This window comes from Bacteroides sp. 1001302B_160321_D4 (assembly GCF_015667765.1).
GTDB lineage: Bacteria > Bacteroidota > Bacteroidia > Bacteroidales > Bacteroidaceae > Bacteroides > Bacteroides xylanisolvens.
In genome coordinates, this window is the sequence record NZ_JADPLO010000002.1 from 197,063 (window position 1) to 219,119 (window position 22,057).

Sequence of the window (22,057 nt, forward strand, 5' to 3'; positions counted from 1 at the left end):
TGCATAATTTTAAAGAAGAACTTAATCAATATCAATGAAAATAAATAATTTATGGTAACACGAAGGGATTTTTTGAAAACGATGTCGATGGCTTCAGCCGGATTGGCATTGGGAACCGGTGATTTATTACATGCGCAAGCCGCTTCACCTAAAAAAAGAAGAGGTGACAAAGTGAAGATTGCTTATATCGGCATTGGTAACCGCGGAGAGCAGATTATTGAAGACTTTGCACGGACTGGTATGGTGGAAGTGGTGGCTTTATGTGATGTAGATATGGGTGCCAAACATACACAAAAGATAATGGCTAAATATCCGAAAGCAAAGCAGTTTAGGGATTTTCGCCAAATGTTTGATAAGGCCGGTAACGAATTTGATGCTGTAGCAATTGCTACTCCCGACCATTCGCATTTCCCGATCAGTATGCTGGCTTTGGCTTCCGGAAAGCATGTATATGTAGAGAAACCGTTGGCACGTACTTTCTATGAAGCGGAACTGTTGATGCAAGCTGCGCTTAAACGTCCGAACCTGGTTACTCAAGTAGGAAATCAGGGACATTCTGAAGCAAACTATTTCCAGTTTAAAGCCTGGATGGATGCGGGAATTATCAAAGACGTTACTGCTATCACTGCCCACATGAATAACCCACGTCGTTGGCATAAATGGGACACTAATATTTATAAACTTCCTTCCGGGCAGCAACTGCCGAAAGATCTGGACTGGGACACTTGGCTCGGAGTTACTCCTTATCACGAGTATAATAAAGATTATCATTTGGGACAATGGCGTTGTTGGTATGATTTTGGTATGGGAGCATTGGGCGACTGGGGAGCACATATCCTCGACACGGCTCACGAATTCCTGGAACTGGGATTGCCATACGAAGTCACTATGCAATACGCAAATGGACATAATGATTATTTCTTCCCATATTCTTCCACGATTCTCTTCCGTTTCCCGCAACGTAAAGGAATGCCACCGGTAGATATTACCTGGTATGATGGTTTGGATAATCTTCCTCCTATTCCTGCTGGTTATGGAGTTTCGGGATTAGATCCGAACATCCCGGTAACTAATCAGGGAGATACTCCGAAATCTAAGTTGAATCCTGGAAAAATCATTTATACTAAGGATTTGATCTTCAAGGGTGGTAGTCATGGAAGCACTTTGTCTATTATTCCGGAAGAGAAAGCCAAAGAGATGGCAGACAAGTTGCCGGAGGTTCCTAAAAGTCCTTCCAATCACTTCGAGAATTTCTTGCTGGCATGTCAAGGTATTGAAAAGACACGCTCGCCGTTCGAAATCAATGGTGTGTTGAGCCAGGTATTCTCACTGGGTGTGATGGCTCAACGACTTAATACACAGTTGTTCTTTGACCCTCGTACGAAGCAGATTACAAATAATGAATTTGCTAATGCAATGCTGGCGGGACTTCCACCGCGTAAAGGTTGGGATGAATTTTATAAATTATAAATAGAAAATAGCCTTTTCCATTCCTTCTTCGAATATAAGGGAGTGGGAAAGACTAATCAATGATTATGAAGAAGAATATCGTATTAACTTTACTTTTATTCTGTGCCGCTTCTTTAGGTGCACAGAATTGGGAACCTCTTTTCAATGGAAAGAACCTGAAAGGATGGAAGAAATTGAATGGCAAAGCCGAGTATAAAATTGTAGATGGTGCCATTGTCGGTGTATCTAAAATGGGAACACCCAATACTTTTTTGGCAACGACAAAGAATTATGGTGACTTTATCCTTGAGTTTGACTTCAAGGTCGATGACGGTTTAAATTCCGGAGTACAGCTTCGTAGTGAAAGCAAGAAAGATTATAAGAAGGGTCGTGTACACGGTTATCAGTTTGAGATCGATCCTTCCAAACGCGCTTGGTCAGGTGGTATCTATGATGAGGCACGTAGAAACTGGCTTTATCCTTTGACGCTGAATCCATCGGCAAAAAACGCTTTTAAGAATAATGCATGGAATAAAGCTCGTATTGAGGCTGTAGGTAACTCAATCCGTACCTGGATAAACGGAGTGCCTTGTGCTAATATCTGGGATGATATGACTCCTGTGGGCTTCATTGCTCTGCAAGTGCATGCCATTGGAAATGCGGCAGATGAAGGTAAAACAGTTAGTTGGAAAGATATCCGCATTTGTACGACGGACGTAGAACGCTATCAGACACCGGAAGCGCAAGCTGCACCGGAAGTGAATCTGATTGCCAACACGATTTCTCCGAATGAAGCAAAAGAAGGATGGACTCTATTATGGGATGGTAAGACTACTGATGGATGGAGAGGAGCTAAGCTTTCTACTTTCCCTGCAAAAGGCTGGAAGATAGAAGATGGAATTCTGAAAGTAATGAAGAGTGGTGGCGCTGAATCTGCTAATGGCGGTGATATTGTGACTACCCGTAAATACAAGAACTTTATTCTGAAAGTAGATTTTAAGATTACCGAAGGTGCCAATAGCGGAATTAAATATTTCGTAAACCCGGATATGAATAAAGGTGCAGGCTCTGCTATCGGTTGTGAATTCCAGATTCTTGATGATGACAAACATCCTGATGCAAAACTGGGTGTGAAAGGTAACAGAAAGCTAGGTTCGTTGTATGATTTGATTCCGGCTCCTAAGAATAAACCTTTCAACAAGAAAGAGTTTAATACTGCTACCATTATCGTAAAAGGTAACCATGTAGAACATTGGTTGAACGGAGTTAAATTGATTGAATATGATCGTAACAATGATATGTGGAATGCATTGGTAGCATACAGTAAATATAAAAACTGGCCTAATTTCGGAAATCCGGAGGAAGGTAATATACTCCTTCAGGATCACGGAGATGAAGTGTGGTTCAAGAACGTGAAGATTAAAGAACTGAAATAAGGTGTATTCTAGTTATTACGTGGGGTGTGTCAAAACTCCTTTATGATTTTTATTCAGGCACGGATTACACGGAATTACACGGATTACGTTGTTACTTTATGCAACGATATTTCTAAAAACCGTGAAATCCGTGTAGTCCGTGCTTGAATTGTATGATTGTGAATGTTTCGTTTTATTTTTGACACATTTTTCCTGTTTATTTATTCCTTGATTAATATTTGTCCTACTATACAATGCAGACCGCTATTCAACATTTGTATAAACCACCTCATGAAGGTAATGGACTGCTTTATGCCTGGTTTCTTTCCATGCATACACGGGTGGATATTATACTGTATAGCCAGAAACCGGAAAGAGAATTACTACTTGTGGTTAATCGTATTTATGATGCATTGTATCGGCTGGAAAAGATAGCGAACTTTTATGATCCGGACAGCGAATTGTCTTTTGTCAACCGGACGGCCTCTATTTCTCCGATCGTTCTTAGCGAAGAACTTTATTCAATGATTGATTTATGTCTGGAATATAACAGCAAGACCTTAGGATATTTTGACATTACAGTCCATTCAGAAAATTATACTCAGACAACTATACATTCAGTCCATTTGTCAGCGGAAGAGCATAGCATCCATTTCTCGCAACCGGGAGTTTCTATCAACTTATCCGGTTTTCTCAAAGGATATGCCTTAGAAACAATCAAAGGCATATTAAATGAATCCATGATAGAAAATGCATTGATAAACATGGGAAACAGTTCTATCCTTGCTTTGGGTAATCATCCGGTAGGATCGGGATGGAAAATTAATAATATACTTCTTCATAATGAATGTCTTACAACTTCCGGTAATGATTCTCCCGAACGACGGCATATTGTTTCTCCTCGAAATGGGAAATTGGTGGAAGGCGTTCAACAGATAGCTGTAGTTACAACCAATGGGTCAATAGGAGAAATATTGTCTACCGCTTTGTTTGCTGCTGACGGCGAACAGCGTAAGGCTTTGATGGGTATATATGCACAATGTCGTGTATATATATATCCACTGTACTGAATATATATATATACATCGTGTTGGTTATATATATCCACCATACTGTTCGTATATATCCAATGATACTTATCTAACCTGGTTTGGCTCCGCTTTCTTACGAAGAAGCTTATTCAATGCTTCATTCTCTGCGTGCATATAAAATCATTCAGGGAACACGTGGGCAAAAGGGAGTCAACGAAAACAAATTTGCTGAATTTATCCGTTTGTCCATTTTGCTACGCTTCGCTACAGAGATCAAGGAAATGGATATAAATCCGCTTTTAGCAACACAAAAGGCCGTTATAGCAGTTGACGCGCGTATCAGAATAGAAAAATAGGACTATTCTTTCATTCATTGAGACATATTTACTATCTTTCCGCTGTGATTTTGCCTACATTTGGTAACTCAAACGGAAAGATAGAAAACACGTATGTTTATGAAGAAAGTTCTAATACTTTTAATCTGTTTAATTGGCTATCAGATCGGCTGCCATGCACAAATGGCGGACGAACATTACTATTTCAAAAATCTTAGTGTACAGAACGGATTATCTCAAAACACGGTCAATGCGATTTTGCAGGATAAGCAGGGCTTTATGTGGTTCGGCACGAAAGATGGTTTGAATAGATATGACGGTTTGTCATTTCGCAAATTCAAACACGATGACCGTACACGGCGGAGCATTGGCAATAACTTTATCACAGCGCTTTATGAGGATGCGAAAGGAAATATCTGGGTAGGTACGGACGTAGGACTTTATATCTATAATCCGGAAAAAGATTCTTTCCGGCATTTTGCTGAATTGAGTGCGGAAAACACGAAAATAGAACATACCGTAACTGCAATCTCCGGAGACAACAAAGGATGTGTCTGGGTAGCGGTAGAGTCACAGGGACTATTTTGTTATGACTTGGAGGAAGGAAAGCTCCGAAACCATACATTGGAGAACTTTTCTTTTATCTCCACCAATGTCCAGTCTTTTGTTTTCGATAATAGCGGAACCCTCTGGATTGGCTGCTATGGCGATGGACTTTTCTATTCGAAAGACCGTCTGCAAACCCTTCATCCTTATGTTTCGCCTGTAGACAACCGGGAGACTTATGCGAATAATGTAGTAATATGCCTTGCGAAAGGAGCCTATAATTGTCTATATGTAGGCTCTTTAAAGGGAGGAGTGAAAGAACTGAACCTGACCTCTAACAAACTGCATGACTTACTTTCTGAAGATGAAAATGGAGAGTCTGTTTTTTGTCGTGAACTGCTGGTCGCTTCTGACAATGAATTATGGATTGGCGCAGAATCGGGACTCTATATTTATAATCTTCGAATGGGCAAATACGTTCATTTGCGCAGTTCGATCAACGACCCTTATTCTTTGTCCGACAATGCTATTTATTCATTGTGTAAGGATCGCGAGGGTGGCATCTGGATTGGTTCTTATTTTGGCGGTGTGAATTATTATCCTCGTTTTTATACGTATTTCGAGAAATATTACCCCAAAGGAACCGATAATGGTTTGCATGGGAAGCGAGTACGTGAGTTTTGCCAGGATAGTCAGGGTATTCTGTGGATTGGTACGGAAGACGGTGGTTTGAACCGCTTCAACCCCAAGACCAAAACTTTCTCCTTTTTTACACCCAGCAGTGCTTTTACAAATGTGCATGGCCTGTGTTTAATGGACGATCATCTTTGGGTAGGAACCTTCTCAAAAGGCGTGAAAGTAGTAGATACGCGTACGGGAGCTATCGTGAAAACCTATCAGAAAACAGATTCTCCCCGTTCATTGATAGATAATAGCGTTTTCTCTATTTGTCGGACAACGACAGGTGATATTTATCTGGGAACTTTATTTGGCTTGCTGCGATATAACAGGCAGTCTGATGATTTCGACCGGATACCGGAACTGAATGGCCGGTTTGTATATGACATAAAAGAGGATTCCGGAGGTAATCTGTGGCTGGCTACTTATGCCAATGGAGCTTATTGCTATAATGTGAGCGAACAGAAATGGAAGAACTATTTGCACGATGAAAATGATCCGAAAAGTCTCCCATACGATAAGGTATTAAGTATCTTTGAAGACTCTCACCGGCAAATCTGGCTGACGACTCAAGGGGGAGGCTTCTGCCGGTTCCATCCGGACACGGAAACATTTAGCAATTACAATCTGTCTGCCGGATTGCCGAACGATGTCGTTTATCAGATTGTGGAAGATAAAAATGGCTTTTTGTGGCTGACAACCAATAATGGTCTCGTTTGCTTTCAACCTGCAACCGGAGTCATGAAAGTATATACCACCTCCAATGGTTTGTTGGGTGACCAGTTTAATTATCGTTCGAGTTTTGAGGCCGAGGATGGTACGATTTATTTGGGTAGTATCGATGGCTTTATAGCTTTTAATCCCAAGAACTTCTCGGAGAACAAGTTTCTCCCCTCTATTGTAATTACTGATTTCTTTCTGTTTGGAAAGGAAGTATATGTGGGTGAACCGGGCTCCCCGCTGGAAAAGAGTATAACTTTCTCTGACCAGCTTGTTCTACAGTCCAATCAGAATTCTTTCTCTTTCCGTGTGGCAGCGCTGGATTTTCAGGCTCCTAAGACAAGTCGGATTATGTATAAGTTGGAAGGTTTTGATACAGACTGGTTGACTGTGAGTGAAAGCCCTGTTGTTACTTATTCCAATCTTCGATATGGTGATTATACCTTTCAAGTGAAGGTTTCCAATAGTGATGGCGTATGGAGTGATGATGAACTGTCATTGGAAGTGCATATTCTCCCTCCTTTCTATCTGTCTATATGGGCGTATGTTGTGTATGCATTGTTGATTGTTGGTTGCTCTGTCTATACATTCCTTTATTTTAAACGGCGGAGTAATAGAAAGCATCGTCGGCAAATGGAGAAATTTGAACAGGAGAAAGAAAGGGAAGTATACCATGCAAAAATTGACTTTTTTACGAATGTAGCTCATGAAATACGCACTCCTTTGACTTTGATAAAAGGACCATTGGAAAATATTATTTTAAAGAAAGAAGTTGATCAGGAGACACGTGAAGATTTGGATATTATGAAACAGAATACGGAACGTTTGTTAAACCTGACGAATCAGCTATTGGATTTCCGGAAGACAGAAAGTCAGGAGTTTCGATTGAATTTTGTTGAATGCAATATCACAGAGGTACTAAAGGAAACCCACAGGCGTTTTACTTTCTTGGCTAAGCAGAAAGGTTTGAAATTCCTACTGAATGTGCCTGCACAGGATTTTTATGCACATATTAATAGAGAAGCGTTTACTAAGATTGTAAGTAATCTGCTTAATAATGCAGTAAAGTATGCGGAAACTTACGTGCATATCTTTTTGGAGATCGATGATAGTGAAGAGAAGAAGGAATTCCATCTTCGTACAATAAACGATGGGGTGATTATTCCAGATGAAATGAAGGAAGAGATATTTAAGCCATTTGTGCGCTTTAATGAAAAAGATGACGGCAGAGTTACTACTGGCACTGGTATTGGATTAGCTTTATCTCGCTCATTGGCAGAGTTGCACCAGGGAAGCTTGACCATGTTGGAAGGGGAAGAGGTGAATTGTTTTTATCTGACACTTCCGGTAGCCCAAAACACGACGATTAAATTAGCTTCTGAAGTAACTACCGGAATCGAATCTGGAATAGAGGTACATACAGAACAAGCTGAAGATAGGGAAGATAGGTCGACAGTGTTGATTGTAGAAGATAATCCTGATATGCTTGCTTTTGTGGCTCGGCAATTGGCGGATAGCTATGCTGTCTTGACTGCTACTAATGGTTCTGAGGCATTAGAGATATTAGATGGGCATTATGTAAGTCTGGTGATTAGTGATGTTGTTATGCCAGTTATGGATGGTTTTGAACTGTGTAAGAAGATAAAATCTGATTTGACTTATAGTCATATTCCAGTGATTTTATTGACAGCCAAAACGAATATTCAGTCAAAAATCGAAGGTATGGAGTTAGGTGCGGATGCCTATATTGAAAAACCTTTTTCTGTAGAATATTTACACGCTTGTGCTTCTAATTTAATTCAGAACCGGGAAAAACTGCGGCAGGCATTTACGCAATCTCCTTTTGTGGCAGCTGATACAATGGCATTAACTAAGGCTGATGAGGAGTTTATACAAAGATTGAATGAAGTGATTCAGATGAATCTCAGTAATCCGGATTTCTGTATGGAAAATATGGCGGATGGTATGAATATGAGCCGTTCTAACTTCTATCGTAAGATAAAAGGTGTTTTGGACTTAAGCCCGAATGAGTATCTTCGTTTGGAACGCTTGAAAAAAGCTGCCCAATTGCTAAAAGAAGGAGAAAATCGGATTAATGAAATTTGCTATACGGTAGGATTTAATTCTCCGTCCTATTTTTCTAAGTGCTTTCAAAAGCAGTTTGGAGTATCACCAAAAGATTTCGTTGGATAAATATCGGATATTATGGAACGAACTTCTATTAAATATTTTGTGAATAATAGTTTGGGATTAGATAGGAATATTTCCTCTGTGGGGTTTGAAGAGATTCCACCTAATACTTCTTATCCTACATATAATCATTCTGCCGGCTATTATTTTAATCCTGATAAAGGGCGTGTTTTGAAAGAATATCAGTTAATATATGTCACAGACGGGGAAGGAGTACTGGAAACGGGGAGTGGGGGGATATTTACGATTAAACGGGGGATGATATTTGTGCTGTTTCCAGGAGAATGGCACACGTATTATCCAAATTATCAAACGGGTTGGAGCCATTACTGGATTGGGTTTTGCGGTTCCGAAGTTGATAATTGGATGAGGAATGAGTACTGTTCGCGAAAAAGTCCTGTTTTTAGAGTAGGCATCAATGACGAGATTGTTTTTTTGTTTAGAAAAGCTATTAATATAGCCAATGAGGAGCTGAGTTTATATCAACAGGTGCTTGGTGGACTGGTAACTTATTTGGTAGCATTGATGTGTAGCATTGATAAGAATCGTCGGGTAGAAACCGATGATTTTTCTTCTAAAATAGATTATGCTTGTGTACTTATGCGGGAATTAATAGACCAATCTATTTCTATGCAAGAGATAGCAGAAAAAGCGGGAATGGGATATTCTCTTTTCCGTAAATTGTTTAAAGAGCGAATGCATTGTGCTCCGGTGCAGTATCTCCAGAATCTTAGAATACAAAAAGCTATTGAATTATTAACCACTACAACTATTCCTATAAAGGAAATAGCTTATCTGCTGAACTTTGAATCGCCTGCTTATTTCTCTGCCCGCTTTAGAAAACAGACGGGGAGATCTCCTGTTGAATATCGGGACGAATTTTGTAGCAAATAGTTATATTGTTCTGGCAATAATTGAAAGTTCTTTTGTAGAATAGTTCCTAAATTTGTATCATAACTAAAAAACAGAATTTACGATGCAGAATAAAGTGAGAATAGGGCTTTTGGGAGTTGGGTTGGATACATATTGGGGACAGTTTGAGGGACTTCTTCCCCGCTTATTGGCTTATCAGGAGGAAATATGTGCGGGTATTGAGCAGATGGATGTAGAAGTCGTTAACGTAGGAATGGTGGACTCCCCACAAAAAGCAGGGGAAAGTGCATTATTGCTCAAACAGGCAGATGTCGAATTTGTATTCTTGTTTATTTCTACTTATGCTCTTTCGTCTACAGTTTTGCCTGTTGCACAGCAAGTTGGGAAGCCTGTAATCATGTTGAATATGCAGCCTGTTCCTGCTATTGATTATCAGAAAGTCAATTCAATGGGCGATCGGGGAAAGATGACCGGAGAATGGTTAGCTCATTGCCAGGCTTGTTCTGTTCCGGAGTTTGCAAGTGTATTTAACCGATCAGGCATTAGATATGATATCATAACAGGGTATTTGTCTGATCAATTGGCATGGAAAGAGATTGCTTCCTGGGTAGATGCTGCACGTGCGGTAGATGGAATACGTAAGAATCGCCTGGGGATTTTAGGACATTATTATTGTGGAATGCTGGACGTTTATACCGATGTAATGCAACAAAGCGCAATATTCGGAACGCATGTGGAATTGTTGGAAATGTGCGAATTAAAAGCTTATAGGGATGAAGTGACGGATGTTGATTTGAAACGTAAGTTGAATGAGTTTTATGATAAATTTGATGTAGAAACGTCGTGTGAGTCGGACGAACTAGTAAGGGCGGCACGTACTTCTGTAGCTTTGGATAAGCTGGTGGAAGCTCATCGATTGGGAGCGATGGCTTATTATTATGAGGGTTTCAATGGAAATGATTATGAGAATATTGTCACTTCGGTTATTGCGGGTAATACTCTACTGACAGGGTATGGAATACCTGTTGCAGGAGAATGTGAAGTAAAGAACGCACAAGCGATGAAAATAATGTCATTATTGAAAGCAGGAGGCTCTTTCTCCGAATTTTATGCAATGGATTTTAATGATGATGTAGTAATGCTGGGACATGACGGACCGGCACACTTTGCCATTGCCGAAGAAAAAGTAAAACTAGTGCCACTTCCGTTGTATCATGGTAAGCCGGGAAAAGGATTGTCTATTCAGATGACTGTAAAGCCGGGAAATGTTACGTTGTTGTCCGTTTGTGAAGGAAAAGACGGAGTTTTCTTATTGGCGGCAGAAGGAGAAGCTGTACAAGGAGAAACATTACATATCGGTAATACTAACAGCCGTTATCGTTTTCCATGCGGAGCTCGTCGTTTTATGGATATGTGGAGCAAGGCGGGACCATCACATCATTGTGCGATTGGGGTAGGACATAAAGTCTCAGAACTAAAAAAACTTGCGTTTCTCCTGAATATTCCTATTGTTATAATTGAGTAAAATAATTCCCTTTTAATAACTGTAAAATCATCTTATAATTATGGATAGAAGGACGTTTTTAAAATCTGCAGGAGCTAAGGGGGCGGCTGTAATGGCTACTTCTGTTGTGGGTACGGAAATGTTGCATGCAACAGAAGTCTTAGAGGAAAGAACTATTTCAACACCTAAACAAAAAACGACAGTGACTCGGCTGCCAGAAGACCTGAGTACGTTGGTAGGCGATGTGACTTTATTGGATAAACCTCAAAATCTGACAGTAGCTTGCTATACATTCCCTAATTATCATGCTTCTGCCATACATGATAAAATTTATGGACCGGGATGGACAGAATATAATCTTGTAAGGAGTGCTCGCCCATGGTATCCAGGGCATGCTCAGCCTAGGGGACCATTGTTGGGTGAACTCGATGAAAGTAAACCGGGGACATGGGAAAAATATAATGATTTATGTAAGCAGAGTGGGATTGATGTTCTTATCTGGGACTGGTATTGGTACGATAATGAACCTTGTCTGCATGAAGCATTAGAGAATGGATTTTTACGTGCTTCTAACAGGAATGACGTGAAATTTGCATGTATGTGGACCAATCATCCTTGGTATGTGCTATACCCTACCTCAATGACGAATGGGCATAATGCTTATCCTCCCAGTTTTGCACCTGCGGATAGTTCTCTGAAAGAGTGTTGGCAGAGCTTATCATATATTATATCCAGGTATTGTCATTTGGAAAATTATTGGAGAATAGATGGAAAACCCGTGATTTGTATTTGGGATCCTAATCGTTTGGAAAAGAATATAGGAGTGTCTCAGACTAAACAATTATTTGCGGAATTAACAGAGTTTGCCAGGAAACTGGGACATAAAGGCTTGCATTTTCATTCTTCAGGATTTTATTCTCCTAATTCTAAAGACGTGGGTTATAGTACGGCAGGCTCTTATAATCCTTTTACATGGGTTGCTGATAATTATCAGCCTAAAGACGTAGAATTGCCGGACTATGGAATAGCGGCTGCGGATGTAGCTTTTAAGTTGTGGCCGAAACATCATCATGATTTTGAGATTCCTTACTTGCCTTCTCTTTCTCCGGGGTGGGATTCCACTCCTCGATATATCCCGCCATTAGCACGGCCTGATAAACCTAATCGGGATAAATGGCCTGCTTGTGTAATTCTGGAAGGTGAGAATCCGGCATCTTTTAAAGCATTGGTACAATCGGCCTTTGCCTATTTAAACAAACATAAAGATGTACCACCAATTTTGACTATTGCCTGTTTTAACGAATGGACTGAAGGACATTACTTGTTACCGGACAATCGTTTCGGATACGGAATGCTTGATGCTCTGGCAGAAGCTTTGGGTAAGAAGAATAGTCACTCAACACATGGTATATGACCTATGTGAATAGCTATATATATTCTAGAGGAATGTGTATGGGACGTTTGTTTTATTAATTGGGATATTTATTTTATCTTGGAATGCTCGAATTCCCTACATTTGTAACATGGAACAAACTCCCAATAATACTAATAACATGAAAACATTTATAAACTCAGATAGATTTGAAAAAATGAAGAAAGCAACCTTATTTTTATCGTTGTTCTGTTTTGTAACTACTGGTTATTCACAGGTAACTCTGTCAGATAAACAGCAGGACAAAAAAAGTTTTCCAATCGTTACTTCTGCTGCTAAAGCAGTGGTTTGTTATGATAAAGCAGATGCGGAAGTGGTCAGAAGAACGGCAGGGCTGTTGGTGGAAGATGTAAATCGAGTCACTAATAAAAAATTGAAATTGGTATCTGATTTGCCGTCTAAACAAGAGTATATTATTCTGGCCGGAACTTTGGGAAAGAATAAAGCAATAGATAGGTTAGTGGCGAATAAGAAGATTGACGTTAGTAGAATTCGTGATGGCTGGGAACAATATGCGATTGATTTAATTGATAATCCTTTCCCGGGAATAAAAAAAGCATTGGTAGTAGCCGGTTCCGACCGCCGTGGAACAGCTTATGGATTGTTCTCTATCTCTGAAACCATAGGGGTATCTCCCTGGTATTGGTGGGCGGATGCTCCGGTAGTCAAAAAGAAATCTTTATGCTTGAATGTAAATACCTTCTCGTCTAAGGCTCCTTCTGTCAGATATAGGGGAATTTTTATTAATGATGAGGATTGGGGCTTAAAACCATGGGCTTCTAAAAATTTTGAACCGGAGGTCGGAGATATAGGACCAAAAACCTATGCGAAGATTTGTGAGTTGTTGCTTCGCTTGAAAGCTAATTATTTGTGTCCGGCCATGCATTCTTGCACGAAGGCATTCAATCATTATCCGGATAATAAATTAGTGGCGGATAGTTTTGCGATTGTCATGGGGTCAGTACATTGTGAACCATTATTGTTTAATAATGCTTCGGAATGGGATCGGAAAGCAATGGGAGAATGGAACTATGTGACTAACCGGGACGGTATTAATAAGGTTTTGCGTAAGCGGGTGAATGAGAATGGTAAATTTGAGAATGTGTACACACTAGCTATGCGTGGAATTCACGATGCTGTGATGGCTGGTAATTTGACATTGGAAGAACAGGCACGTGTACTGGAAAAAGCTTTTGATGATCAACGCGAGATTTTGTCTAGCGAAATGAATAAACCGGCTGACCAAATTCCGCAGGCATTTACTCCCTATAAAGAAGTATTGGAAACGTATGATCATGGAATGAATGTGCCTGATGATGTTACTCTGGTATGGTCAGAAGATGACTTTGGATATATGAAGCGTCTTAGTAATTCAAAAGAACGGAAACGCTCAGGGCGTTCGGGGGTTTATTATCACGTTTCTTATTGGGGGCCTCCAAAACATTATCTTTGGATAGCTTCTACGCCTCCCACACTGATGTATGAGGAGTTGGAAAAGGCTTATCGTTCTACTGCCGACAGACTTTGGGTTGTGAACGTGGGCGATATTAAGCCGGCAGAATATCATATAAATTTGTTCATGGATATGGCTTATGATATTGAAAGCTTTAATTATGATAATATTAATGCACATAGTGTCGATTTTCTTTGCCGTATATTCGGTGAAAAATATAGGGAAGATCTGACTGATATCCAGCAAACTTATTTTCAATTGGCTTTTGCTCGGAAACCTGAATATATGGAGCGGAGTACGGATACGGAGTTCTCTATTCAGAATTACAAGGAGGTTGACAGAAGATTAGCCGCTTATGAACGTATTGCTGCAAAAGCGGAGAGAATATTAAAAGAACTGGATAAAGAGGCAGTACCGGCATTTTTTCAATTGGTATATTATAATGTTAAAGGAGCGGCCTTAGTGAATCAGATGACATTAGGCGGGCAGAAGAATCGTCTCTATGCTGCTCAACAAAGAGCGACTGCTAATTTGATGAGAGATAAAGTTAAAGTGTATGGGGATAGCTTGGTTTTAGTAACAGAACAATACAATTCATTATTAAATGGTAAATGGAAAGGTATGATGTCTTTGATTCACGGTGGAGCTCGTTCTTTCGGGCGTGCAAAAGTTGATTCAGTGACATTAGAGTCTGTCCCTACATTAGGCGTATCTTGTGAGGGGGAGGATAATAAGAAAGGTGTAATGAGCTTTCATACAATACCCTGTTTCAATAAATACCTTCCGGATACTCATTATATTGATGTCTTTAATAAAGGGGTGGGAAGTTTGAAATGGAAAGCGACTCCTTCTGAGCCTTGGATTCTGATTGATAAAAAAGCCGGGAAAACACTTTATGAGGATCGAATTACGGTTTCTGTAGACTGGAGTAAAGCTCCTATTGGTGGAGACGGTTCCGGGTTTATAGATATTTATACAGATAATAATGAAAAGAAAACTGTATATGTGTCTGTGTTCAATCCTGCTGGCCCTTCAGTTGAAGAATTGAAAGGATTATATGTCGAGAGTAACGGTTATGTATCCATTGATGCTGCAAAATTTCATAGAAAGCAGGAAATTGGTGAGATTAAGTTCGATATAGTAGATGGGCTTGGATTTGACAATAAGGTTGTTCGTTTAGGAGACCCTTTTGCGAAAACACCTTATTATGACGGGCTACTGCTCACGTCCAATTATGTTGCTCCAGTGCGTGGCAACAAGTTTCCGGTACTGGAATATGACTTCTATTCTTTCCAGACTGGTCCTGTAGATGTATATACTTATATGTTACCCATTTTCCCATTGGATAATGAACATGGTTCACGTTATGGTGTAATGGTGGATAATAGTCCTGTATACTTGCCGGAGGCAGGTGCACCTTATTATAGTACTCTATGGATTCAAAGTGTGCTGAGAAACTGTAGAATCAATAAGACTACTCATTTTATTGATAAACCGGGTAAACATACGGTGAAGATTTATTGTGGCCATCCCGGAATGATGTTACAAAAAATTGTAGTTGATTTCGGAGGGCTGAAGAAATCGTATATGGGACCTGAATCGACCAGAATAAACTAAAAGAAATATGACAAAATTAAGATTGATATTATGGGGGTTGGCTGTAATAGTTTGTATGCCTGTTACCTTTGGTCAAGTAGTCTTGACTAAAGGTAACAGCAAAGCCAACGAATTTGGTATGATAAATCGGAAGAGTAATGCTCATCTTTATTTTGATGAACAAGACTTTGAAGTGGTAAAAAAGGCAGCTAATTTGTTTTCAGATGATGTGCAATTAGTGACTGGGAAGAAAATGCAAGTAGAAGCTACAAAAAATAAGTTAGCTTCGAATAGCATAATTGTGGGAACACTTGGACATAATAAGCTAATAGACAAATTAGTTGCTAAAAATAAATTAGACGTCAGGGCATTGGAAAATCGATGGGAGAGTTATTTGATAGAAGTCGTTCGTAATCCTTTCCCTGGAGTTAATAAGGCTTTAGTTATTGTTGGTAGTGATCGTCGAGGTACTGCTTATGGATTGTTTTCTATATCTGAGACAATAGGTGTTTCTCCTTGGTATTGGTGGGCGGACGCTCCTGTAGCCAAACATACTGAACTAAATCTTAAAGTAGATAAAATAATCTCTAAAGAACCTACAGTGAAATATCGTGGTATTTTTATTAATGATGAAGACTGGGGATTACTGCGTTGGGCAAAGAATACATTTGAAAAAGAACGTGGAAATATTGGTCCTAAAACGTATGCCAAGGTTTGTGAACTTCTTTTGCGTTTGAAGGCGAATTATTTGTGCCCGGCAATGCACGAGGCTTCTACTGCATTTAATAAAATACCAGAAAATAAATTGGTTGCCGACAGTTTTGCTATTGTTATGGGGTCTGTACACTGTGAACCATTATTGTTTAATAATGCTAGTGAATGGGATAAGAAAACAATGGGAGAGTGGGATTATGTTAATAACAAAGGAACACTTAACAGGGTGTTAAAACAGCGTGTCACAGAAAACTCTCCTTATGAGAATGTCTATACCCTTGCTTTACGTGGACTTCATGACAAAGCGATGGGGGGAAGTAATGATATGAAGGAGCGTGTGAAGATGTTGGGTGAGGCTTTAAAAGATCAGCGTCAGCTTTTGGCAGATGTTATTAAAAAGCCTGCTAATGAAATTCCGCAAGCTTTCACTCCTTACAAAGAGGTGTTGGATGTATATAGTGCCGGTTTGGATTTGCCGGAGGATGTAACTATCATCTGGCCGGATGATAATTATGGATATATGAAGCGTTTAAGTTGTCCTCGCGAGCAAAAGCGTTCAGGGCGTGCAGGAGTTTATTATCACGTTTCTTATTTGGGTAAGCCTCACGATTATCTATGGATGAGTACTACTCCGCCTGCATTGATGTATGAAGAACTTCGCAAGGCTTATGATGCAACAGCCGACCGAATCTGGCTGTTGAATGTCGGGGATATAAAATCATGCGAATTTTCTATGAATCTGTTTTTGGCAATGGCCTATGATATTGATTCATTTAATTATGATAATATTTCTCTTTATCAGGCTCGCTGGTTATCCAATATGTTTGGTAATAAATATTATGATGATTTTGTAGATATAACAAATACGTTTTATCACCAAGCATTTTCTCGTAAGCCCGAGTTTATGGGATGGGGATATCAATGGTCAACTAATAGGCATGGAAAAGAACGTAATACTGATACGGATTTCTCATTTGCCAATTATCAGGAAGCAGATTCACGATTAGCTGCTTATGACCGTATTGGGGCAAAGGTTGAGCGTATTTTGAGTGAATTGCCGGAAGAACAGAAAGCTGGTTTTTATCAATTACTTTATTATCCGGTGAAAGGTTGTGAACTGATGAATAAAATGGTCTTGAATGGGCAGAAGAATAGATGGTATGCTTTACAACAAAGAGCAGCGGCAAATGAATTAAAAAATCAGGTAAAGGTTTATTATGATAGTCTACAAACGATTACTCAAGGGTATAATTCTTTGTTGAATGGAAAATGGAATCATATAATGACAACACGTCAAGGATTTGCTGCTTCCTATTTTGAATTGCCTAAGTTGGAGACGGTAACATTATCCGATACCCCTTCTTTAGGAGTGTGGATAGAAGGGGAAGATGTGTTGAAAGGACAAAGTAGTTTTCATATGCTGCCTGCGTTTAATACCTATTTACGTCAATCGTATTTCTTTGACGTCTTTAACAAAGGTAAGGGCTCATTAAACTGGAATATTAAAACTTCAGAAAATTGGATACAGGTAAATAAAGAAAAAGGAAGCACAGCTTCTGAAGACCGGATATGGGTCTCTGTAGATTGGGCAAAGGTGCCGTCAGGAGAACGTATCTCGGGTATGATTGAGGTCACTGCTGATGGTGTGGGAAAAGAAAATATATACGTTTCTGTTTTTAATCCTGCTTCTCCTTCATTGACAGAAATGGATACTTTGTTTGTCGAACATAATGGATATGTTTCAATAAATGCGGCAGATTATCATAGAAAGGTTGAGAATGACGCTATTAAGATTATGACAATTCCTAATCTAGGCTTTGAAAATGCTTCTGTTCAATTAGGTAATCCTATTGCGCCTATGCAAAGAACAGGAAGTAGTATTGTACCGAGAGTTGAATATGATTTCTATACTTTCGGGCAAGGATCAGTGGATGTCTATACTTATGTGTTGCCAACCTTTACATTGAGTGCTGATAAGGATTATGCAGGTCATGAAGCTACTAATATTGAAACACGATATGGCGTATGTATTGATGACGGTCCGGTAATGAACCCCTCGACTTCTTCTTTCGAGTATGCGCAAATTTGGTATGAGAGTGCCTTGAAAAATTGTCGTATTAATAAAACAACATTGCATATCAATAAACCGGGAAAACATACAGTAAAAGTTTTGTGTGGTGACGCCGGTACTGTGTTGCAGAAAGTTGTATTGGATTTTGGAGGAATGAAACGTTCATATTTAGGGCCAAAGCCGACAAAAGCGAAATAAGAGGCTCAGATTATATAAAATTAATAATGACTTACAAGAAAGCTACGTATAGTAGTTGTACGTAGCTTTCTTTATATCTTATAGATGCTTTTTGAGACGCATTTTCTATTTATTGGGATGTTTATTCCATTCTCCAATAATCAAATAGCGTACTTTTGTATCAGTGAAATAACCCGATTATTAATTATAAATAGTTAACTTGTATTATGAAGATCAACACAGTCTTGTTCGTACTATGTGCACTACTGTTCATAAGTTGTAATGATGATGAGCAGATGCAGTATGCAAAGATCTATTTTCCACTAGCCGCGTGGACAGAAAAAAACGATTTTTTTGTTGCTGATTTTAATTATGAGAAAGATACGACCTTCATTGTTGGCGCGTATTGTGGAGGGAGTATCCCTGTTCCCCAAGAAGTGAAAGTCTCTATTGGCTTGGCAACTGATTCATTAAGGAGACTCCAAGCAAAAGACCCTTCTTATGCTGATTATGAAGCACTTCCAGAAGGTAGTTATGAAATTACTCCGGCAGATATGGTTGCGGTGATTAAAAAGAATACAAGCAGGGGTGATTTGCAAGTTGTTTTTCATACTACTAATTTGGATCCGGCAAAGCAATATGTACTGCCTTTATGTCTGAAATCGACCTCTCATTATGAGTTGGCTCCACAGCATAGCTATCTTTTTTTTGGAATCAAGAAACAATAATTTAGCCTTATAGATGATGAAAAACTGTATTAAGTTTCACTTATTATCAAAACAAACTGTTTTTTTTAAATTACTTTGTTTTGTTGTTTTTTGTAATTGTAGCTTTTATGCCTCAGATGTGTTTGCACAGAAAAAGAAGCAGATAGTAGTAAGAGGTAAAGTCGTTGATCCTAAGGGAGAAGCGTTACAAGATGTGCTAGTAGATGTGAAAGAAACCTTAGGGTTTGTTCTCACAGATAAAGAAGGACGATTTACGATTGCCGTACCTGATGAAGAATCAAGCCTCATATTTACATTAGATGAGTATGAAAAGGCTACTGTTCAAGTCGGAAAAAAAAGAGACTTGAGTTTGACACTTTTTAAAGCGGTAGAAAAGTATGAAGATAGGACCATAAACTTAATGTATGGTACACAGAAAGAGTCTCGATTAGTAACGGCTGTAGAAACGGTGCGTGGGGAACAAATAGAAAATGTTCCGGTTATGTTTCAAAATGCAGCTATCGCTGGTTTAATGATGGGTGTTCAAAGTATTCAGACTACAGGTTTGCCGGGAGCGGATAATGCTAGTTTGTATGTGCGTGGACAACGTTCTTGGCGTAGTAGTTCTCCAGTTGCATATGTAGACGGACATTTGCGCTCTTTCTCTCTGCTCGATCCGCATGAGATAGAATCCATTTCGGTATATAAGGATGCAGGTTCTCTTTCTATTTTGGGACTTAGAGGAGCCAACGGAGCATTTATGGCAACCACTCGCCGAGGTAAAGAAGGAAAGCCTGTGATACGCTTTAATGCTCAATTAAGTCTCTCTAAGCCAACACAAAGACCAGAGTATTTGGATGCGTATCATTATGCAAAGTTGTATAATGAGGCTTTCTTGAATGATAATCCCGGAGAAGAACCTGTATATAAACAGGGAGATCTTGATTTATATTTAAGTGGTGAATCTCCTTATACGCATCCAAATGTAAACTGGATAGATGAAATATTAAAAAAGCAGACAATTGCGCAACGATATAACTTAAGTATTCAGGGCGGAAGTTCTAAAGCAAAATATTTTGTTAATTTCTCTTATCAGAATAATGATGGATTATATAAAACAGCCGGATTGAATTCCTATAACACAAATGCTAACTTTCAAATGTATTCCATTCGTTCTAATGTTGACGTATCGTTAACTAAGGATTTATTATTGTCTGTAGATTTATTTGGGCGACAACAACTGAGAAATAATCCGGGGAGTTCCATGAGTGCGGAAGGATTATTCAAAACGTTATATTCGCTTCCTGCCAATATTTTTCCATTAAATTATGGACCGGATAAGGTTGCGGGGACAAATGCATATCGTAAGAACCCTTATGGTATTCTGAATCATAGTGGATATTCTAAGTACATACATAGTACGATGGAAGCTTCGATGAAAGCAAACCAAAAACTGGATTTTATCACAAAAGGGTTGAGTATATATGCCTCATTAGCGTTTGATGCCCGTTTTGATAATACAATTGACCGTAGTAAATCTTATATGGTATATGAATACACTGGTAAAAATACTACAACTGGAGAAGATCTGTTCACAACATGGGGTGAACCAGGAAAACAGGTGAATAAAAATTCTTTTGGTGATAGTAAGGTTCGTATTTTCGATGTGGAAGCAGGGGTAGATTATACTCGTGTATTTGGAGAGAAACATGACGTTGCAGCTGTGTTAACCTTTAATCGTAATCAGCAGACTACGGATACGCAGCAGATGGCTAATTATCACCAAGGTCTTTTTGGGCGTGCTTCGTATGCTTTTGATTCTCGCTATTTGGCTGAGTTCTCTTTCGGATATCAGGGAACGGAACAGCTGCCACCAGAAAAACGTTATGGATTTTTTCCGGCTGTATCACTGGGGTGGGTTCTATCAAATGAGCCTTTTATAAAGAACACTATTGGGAATAGTTTGTTGAGCTTCGTGAAATTTTATGGTTCCTATGGGCTAACTGGAACGGATGATGGTCTTCCTTATTTCTATTATTTGCCAACATTGAAAAAAACGGGTTCAGATCGTTATCATTTTGGAATGAGTGGATCGAATGTTGGTGGCTGGGGAGAAGGCAGTGTCTTTAATCCTAACGTAACTTGGGAAGAATCGTTAAAATTGAATCTAGGGACTGATATTCGTTTATGGAAGGAACGTATTAGCTTAGGATTTAATTACTTTAAAGAGAAAACTTCACAGATATTAACGACACGATATACGGTGTCTACTCTTTCCGGGTATGGTTTTGGAGGACCGCTTGAAAATATTGGAAAGTCTGAAAATAAAGGTTACGAGGCACGTATCGCTTTTGCTGATAAACAGGGGGATTTTTATTGGACAATAGGTGGTAATGTTAGTTTTATAGATAATACTATTATATTTAACGATGAACAGCCGTACCCGTATGACTATCAAAAAAGAGTAGGGAACTCGATTAATGATTTATATGGATATGTATCTGACGGACTCTATATTGATGAACAAGATCGATTGAATAGCCCGAAAACAGACTCTGGAGCTGCTTATGCTGGTGATATTAAATACCGTGATTTGAATGGAGATGGTGTTATTACTGAACAAGATCAACGTAAAATAGGTGACTCAAACTTGGCAGAATGGAGTTATGGTTTCTTTGTCGGGGCTGCTTATAAGGGTTTAGATGTGAAAGCTCTTTTTACAGGAGTTGCAGATAGGGATTATACATATGCTGATCTTAATATTATGGCCTTTAAAAATGAAGCGGGCAATGGAAATGAATGGGGTGGAGGTAGTGTGCAAAAATATCATTGGGACAATCGTTATAATCCGCAAGATCCTTCCACTTGGCATACAGCTAGATATCCTCGTCTATCGTTGTTAGGTGGTACGCACAATCGTTTGGATTCGGATTTTTGGCAAGATAATGGAGATTTCTTGCGTTTAAAAACCTTGGAGATAGGTTATACGCTTCCTCAACGCTGGACTCGGAAAATTAAAATATCAAAAGCCCGTGTTTTTTATACCGGATATAATCTTTTTACTTGGCATAATATGCGTATCGTTGATCCTGAGAGTCAACCTGGAGTATGTAACTATCCAGTGCAAAAAGTATCAAGCTTTGGTTTAAGTCTTCAATTTTAATGG

Annotated in this window: 11 protein-coding genes and 1 pseudogene; all 12 read left to right on the plus strand. The window is 39.2% G+C overall.

Going from position 1 to position 22,057, the window contains the following annotated elements; all coding sequences use genetic code 11:
- Positions 1–51: 51 nt before the first annotated feature.
- The 12 genes and pseudogenes from KFO40_RS01625 (at position 52) to KFO40_RS01680 (ending at position 22,054) form a co-directional block, all read left to right on the plus strand.
- Positions 52–1,470 (plus strand): Gfo/Idh/MocA family oxidoreductase, encoded by a 1,419-nt coding sequence (locus KFO40_RS01625; protein ID WP_074556527.1) that lies wholly within the window; start codon positions 52–54, stop codon positions 1,468–1,470.
- A gap of 65 nt (positions 1,471–1,535) precedes the next feature.
- Entirely contained in the window at positions 1,536–2,885 is a 1,350-nt protein-coding gene (locus KFO40_RS01630; RefSeq protein ID WP_195470757.1) for a DUF1080 domain-containing protein, read from the plus strand.
- 233 nt (positions 2,886–3,118) lie between these two features.
- Positions 3,119–3,934: an FAD:protein FMN transferase gene (locus KFO40_RS01635; protein WP_049701367.1), complete on the plus strand. Its 816-nt coding sequence runs from the start codon at positions 3,119–3,121 to the stop codon at positions 3,932–3,934.
- A gap of 77 nt (positions 3,935–4,011) precedes the next feature.
- Positions 4,012–4,251 (plus strand): annotated as a pseudogene (locus tag KFO40_RS01640) (acetate--CoA ligase family protein); the annotation flags it as partial.
- 99 nt (positions 4,252–4,350) lie between these two features.
- Complete coding sequence (locus KFO40_RS01645; protein WP_049701365.1) at positions 4,351–8,367, plus strand: hybrid sensor histidine kinase/response regulator transcription factor; 4,017 nt, start codon at positions 4,351–4,353, stop codon at positions 8,365–8,367.
- Between the two features lie 12 nt (positions 8,368–8,379).
- The gene (locus KFO40_RS01650) at positions 8,380–9,258 is read left to right on the plus strand and encodes an AraC family transcriptional regulator (protein WP_049701364.1); all 879 of its coding nucleotides are present in this window, start codon (positions 8,380–8,382) and stop codon (positions 9,256–9,258) included.
- Between the two features lie 82 nt (positions 9,259–9,340).
- Positions 9,341–10,762: an L-fucose/L-arabinose isomerase family protein gene (locus KFO40_RS01655; RefSeq protein WP_049701363.1), complete on the plus strand. Its 1,422-nt coding sequence runs from the start codon at positions 9,341–9,343 to the stop codon at positions 10,760–10,762.
- 40 nt (positions 10,763–10,802) lie between these two features.
- Positions 10,803–12,155: a glycoside hydrolase family 99-like domain-containing protein gene (locus KFO40_RS01660; RefSeq protein ID WP_049701362.1), complete on the plus strand. Its 1,353-nt coding sequence runs from the start codon at positions 10,803–10,805 to the stop codon at positions 12,153–12,155.
- Positions 12,156–12,330: 175 nt separating this feature from the next.
- Positions 12,331–15,243: a glycosyl hydrolase 115 family protein gene (locus KFO40_RS01665; protein ID WP_074635471.1), complete on the plus strand. Its 2,913-nt coding sequence runs from the start codon at positions 12,331–12,333 to the stop codon at positions 15,241–15,243.
- Positions 15,244–15,250: 7 nt separating this feature from the next.
- Positions 15,251–18,205 (plus strand): glycosyl hydrolase 115 family protein, encoded by a 2,955-nt coding sequence (locus KFO40_RS01670; RefSeq protein ID WP_049701360.1) that lies wholly within the window; start codon positions 15,251–15,253, stop codon positions 18,203–18,205.
- A gap of 206 nt (positions 18,206–18,411) precedes the next feature.
- Positions 18,412–18,912, plus strand: coding sequence for a DUF1735 domain-containing protein (locus KFO40_RS01675; protein WP_087322257.1), 501 nt, complete (start codon positions 18,412–18,414; stop codon positions 18,910–18,912).
- A 13-nt stretch (positions 18,913–18,925) separates the two neighbouring features.
- The gene (locus KFO40_RS01680) at positions 18,926–22,054 is read left to right on the plus strand and encodes a SusC/RagA family TonB-linked outer membrane protein (protein ID WP_049701358.1); all 3,129 of its coding nucleotides are present in this window, start codon (positions 18,926–18,928) and stop codon (positions 22,052–22,054) included.
- Positions 22,055–22,057: the final 3 nt, after the last annotated feature.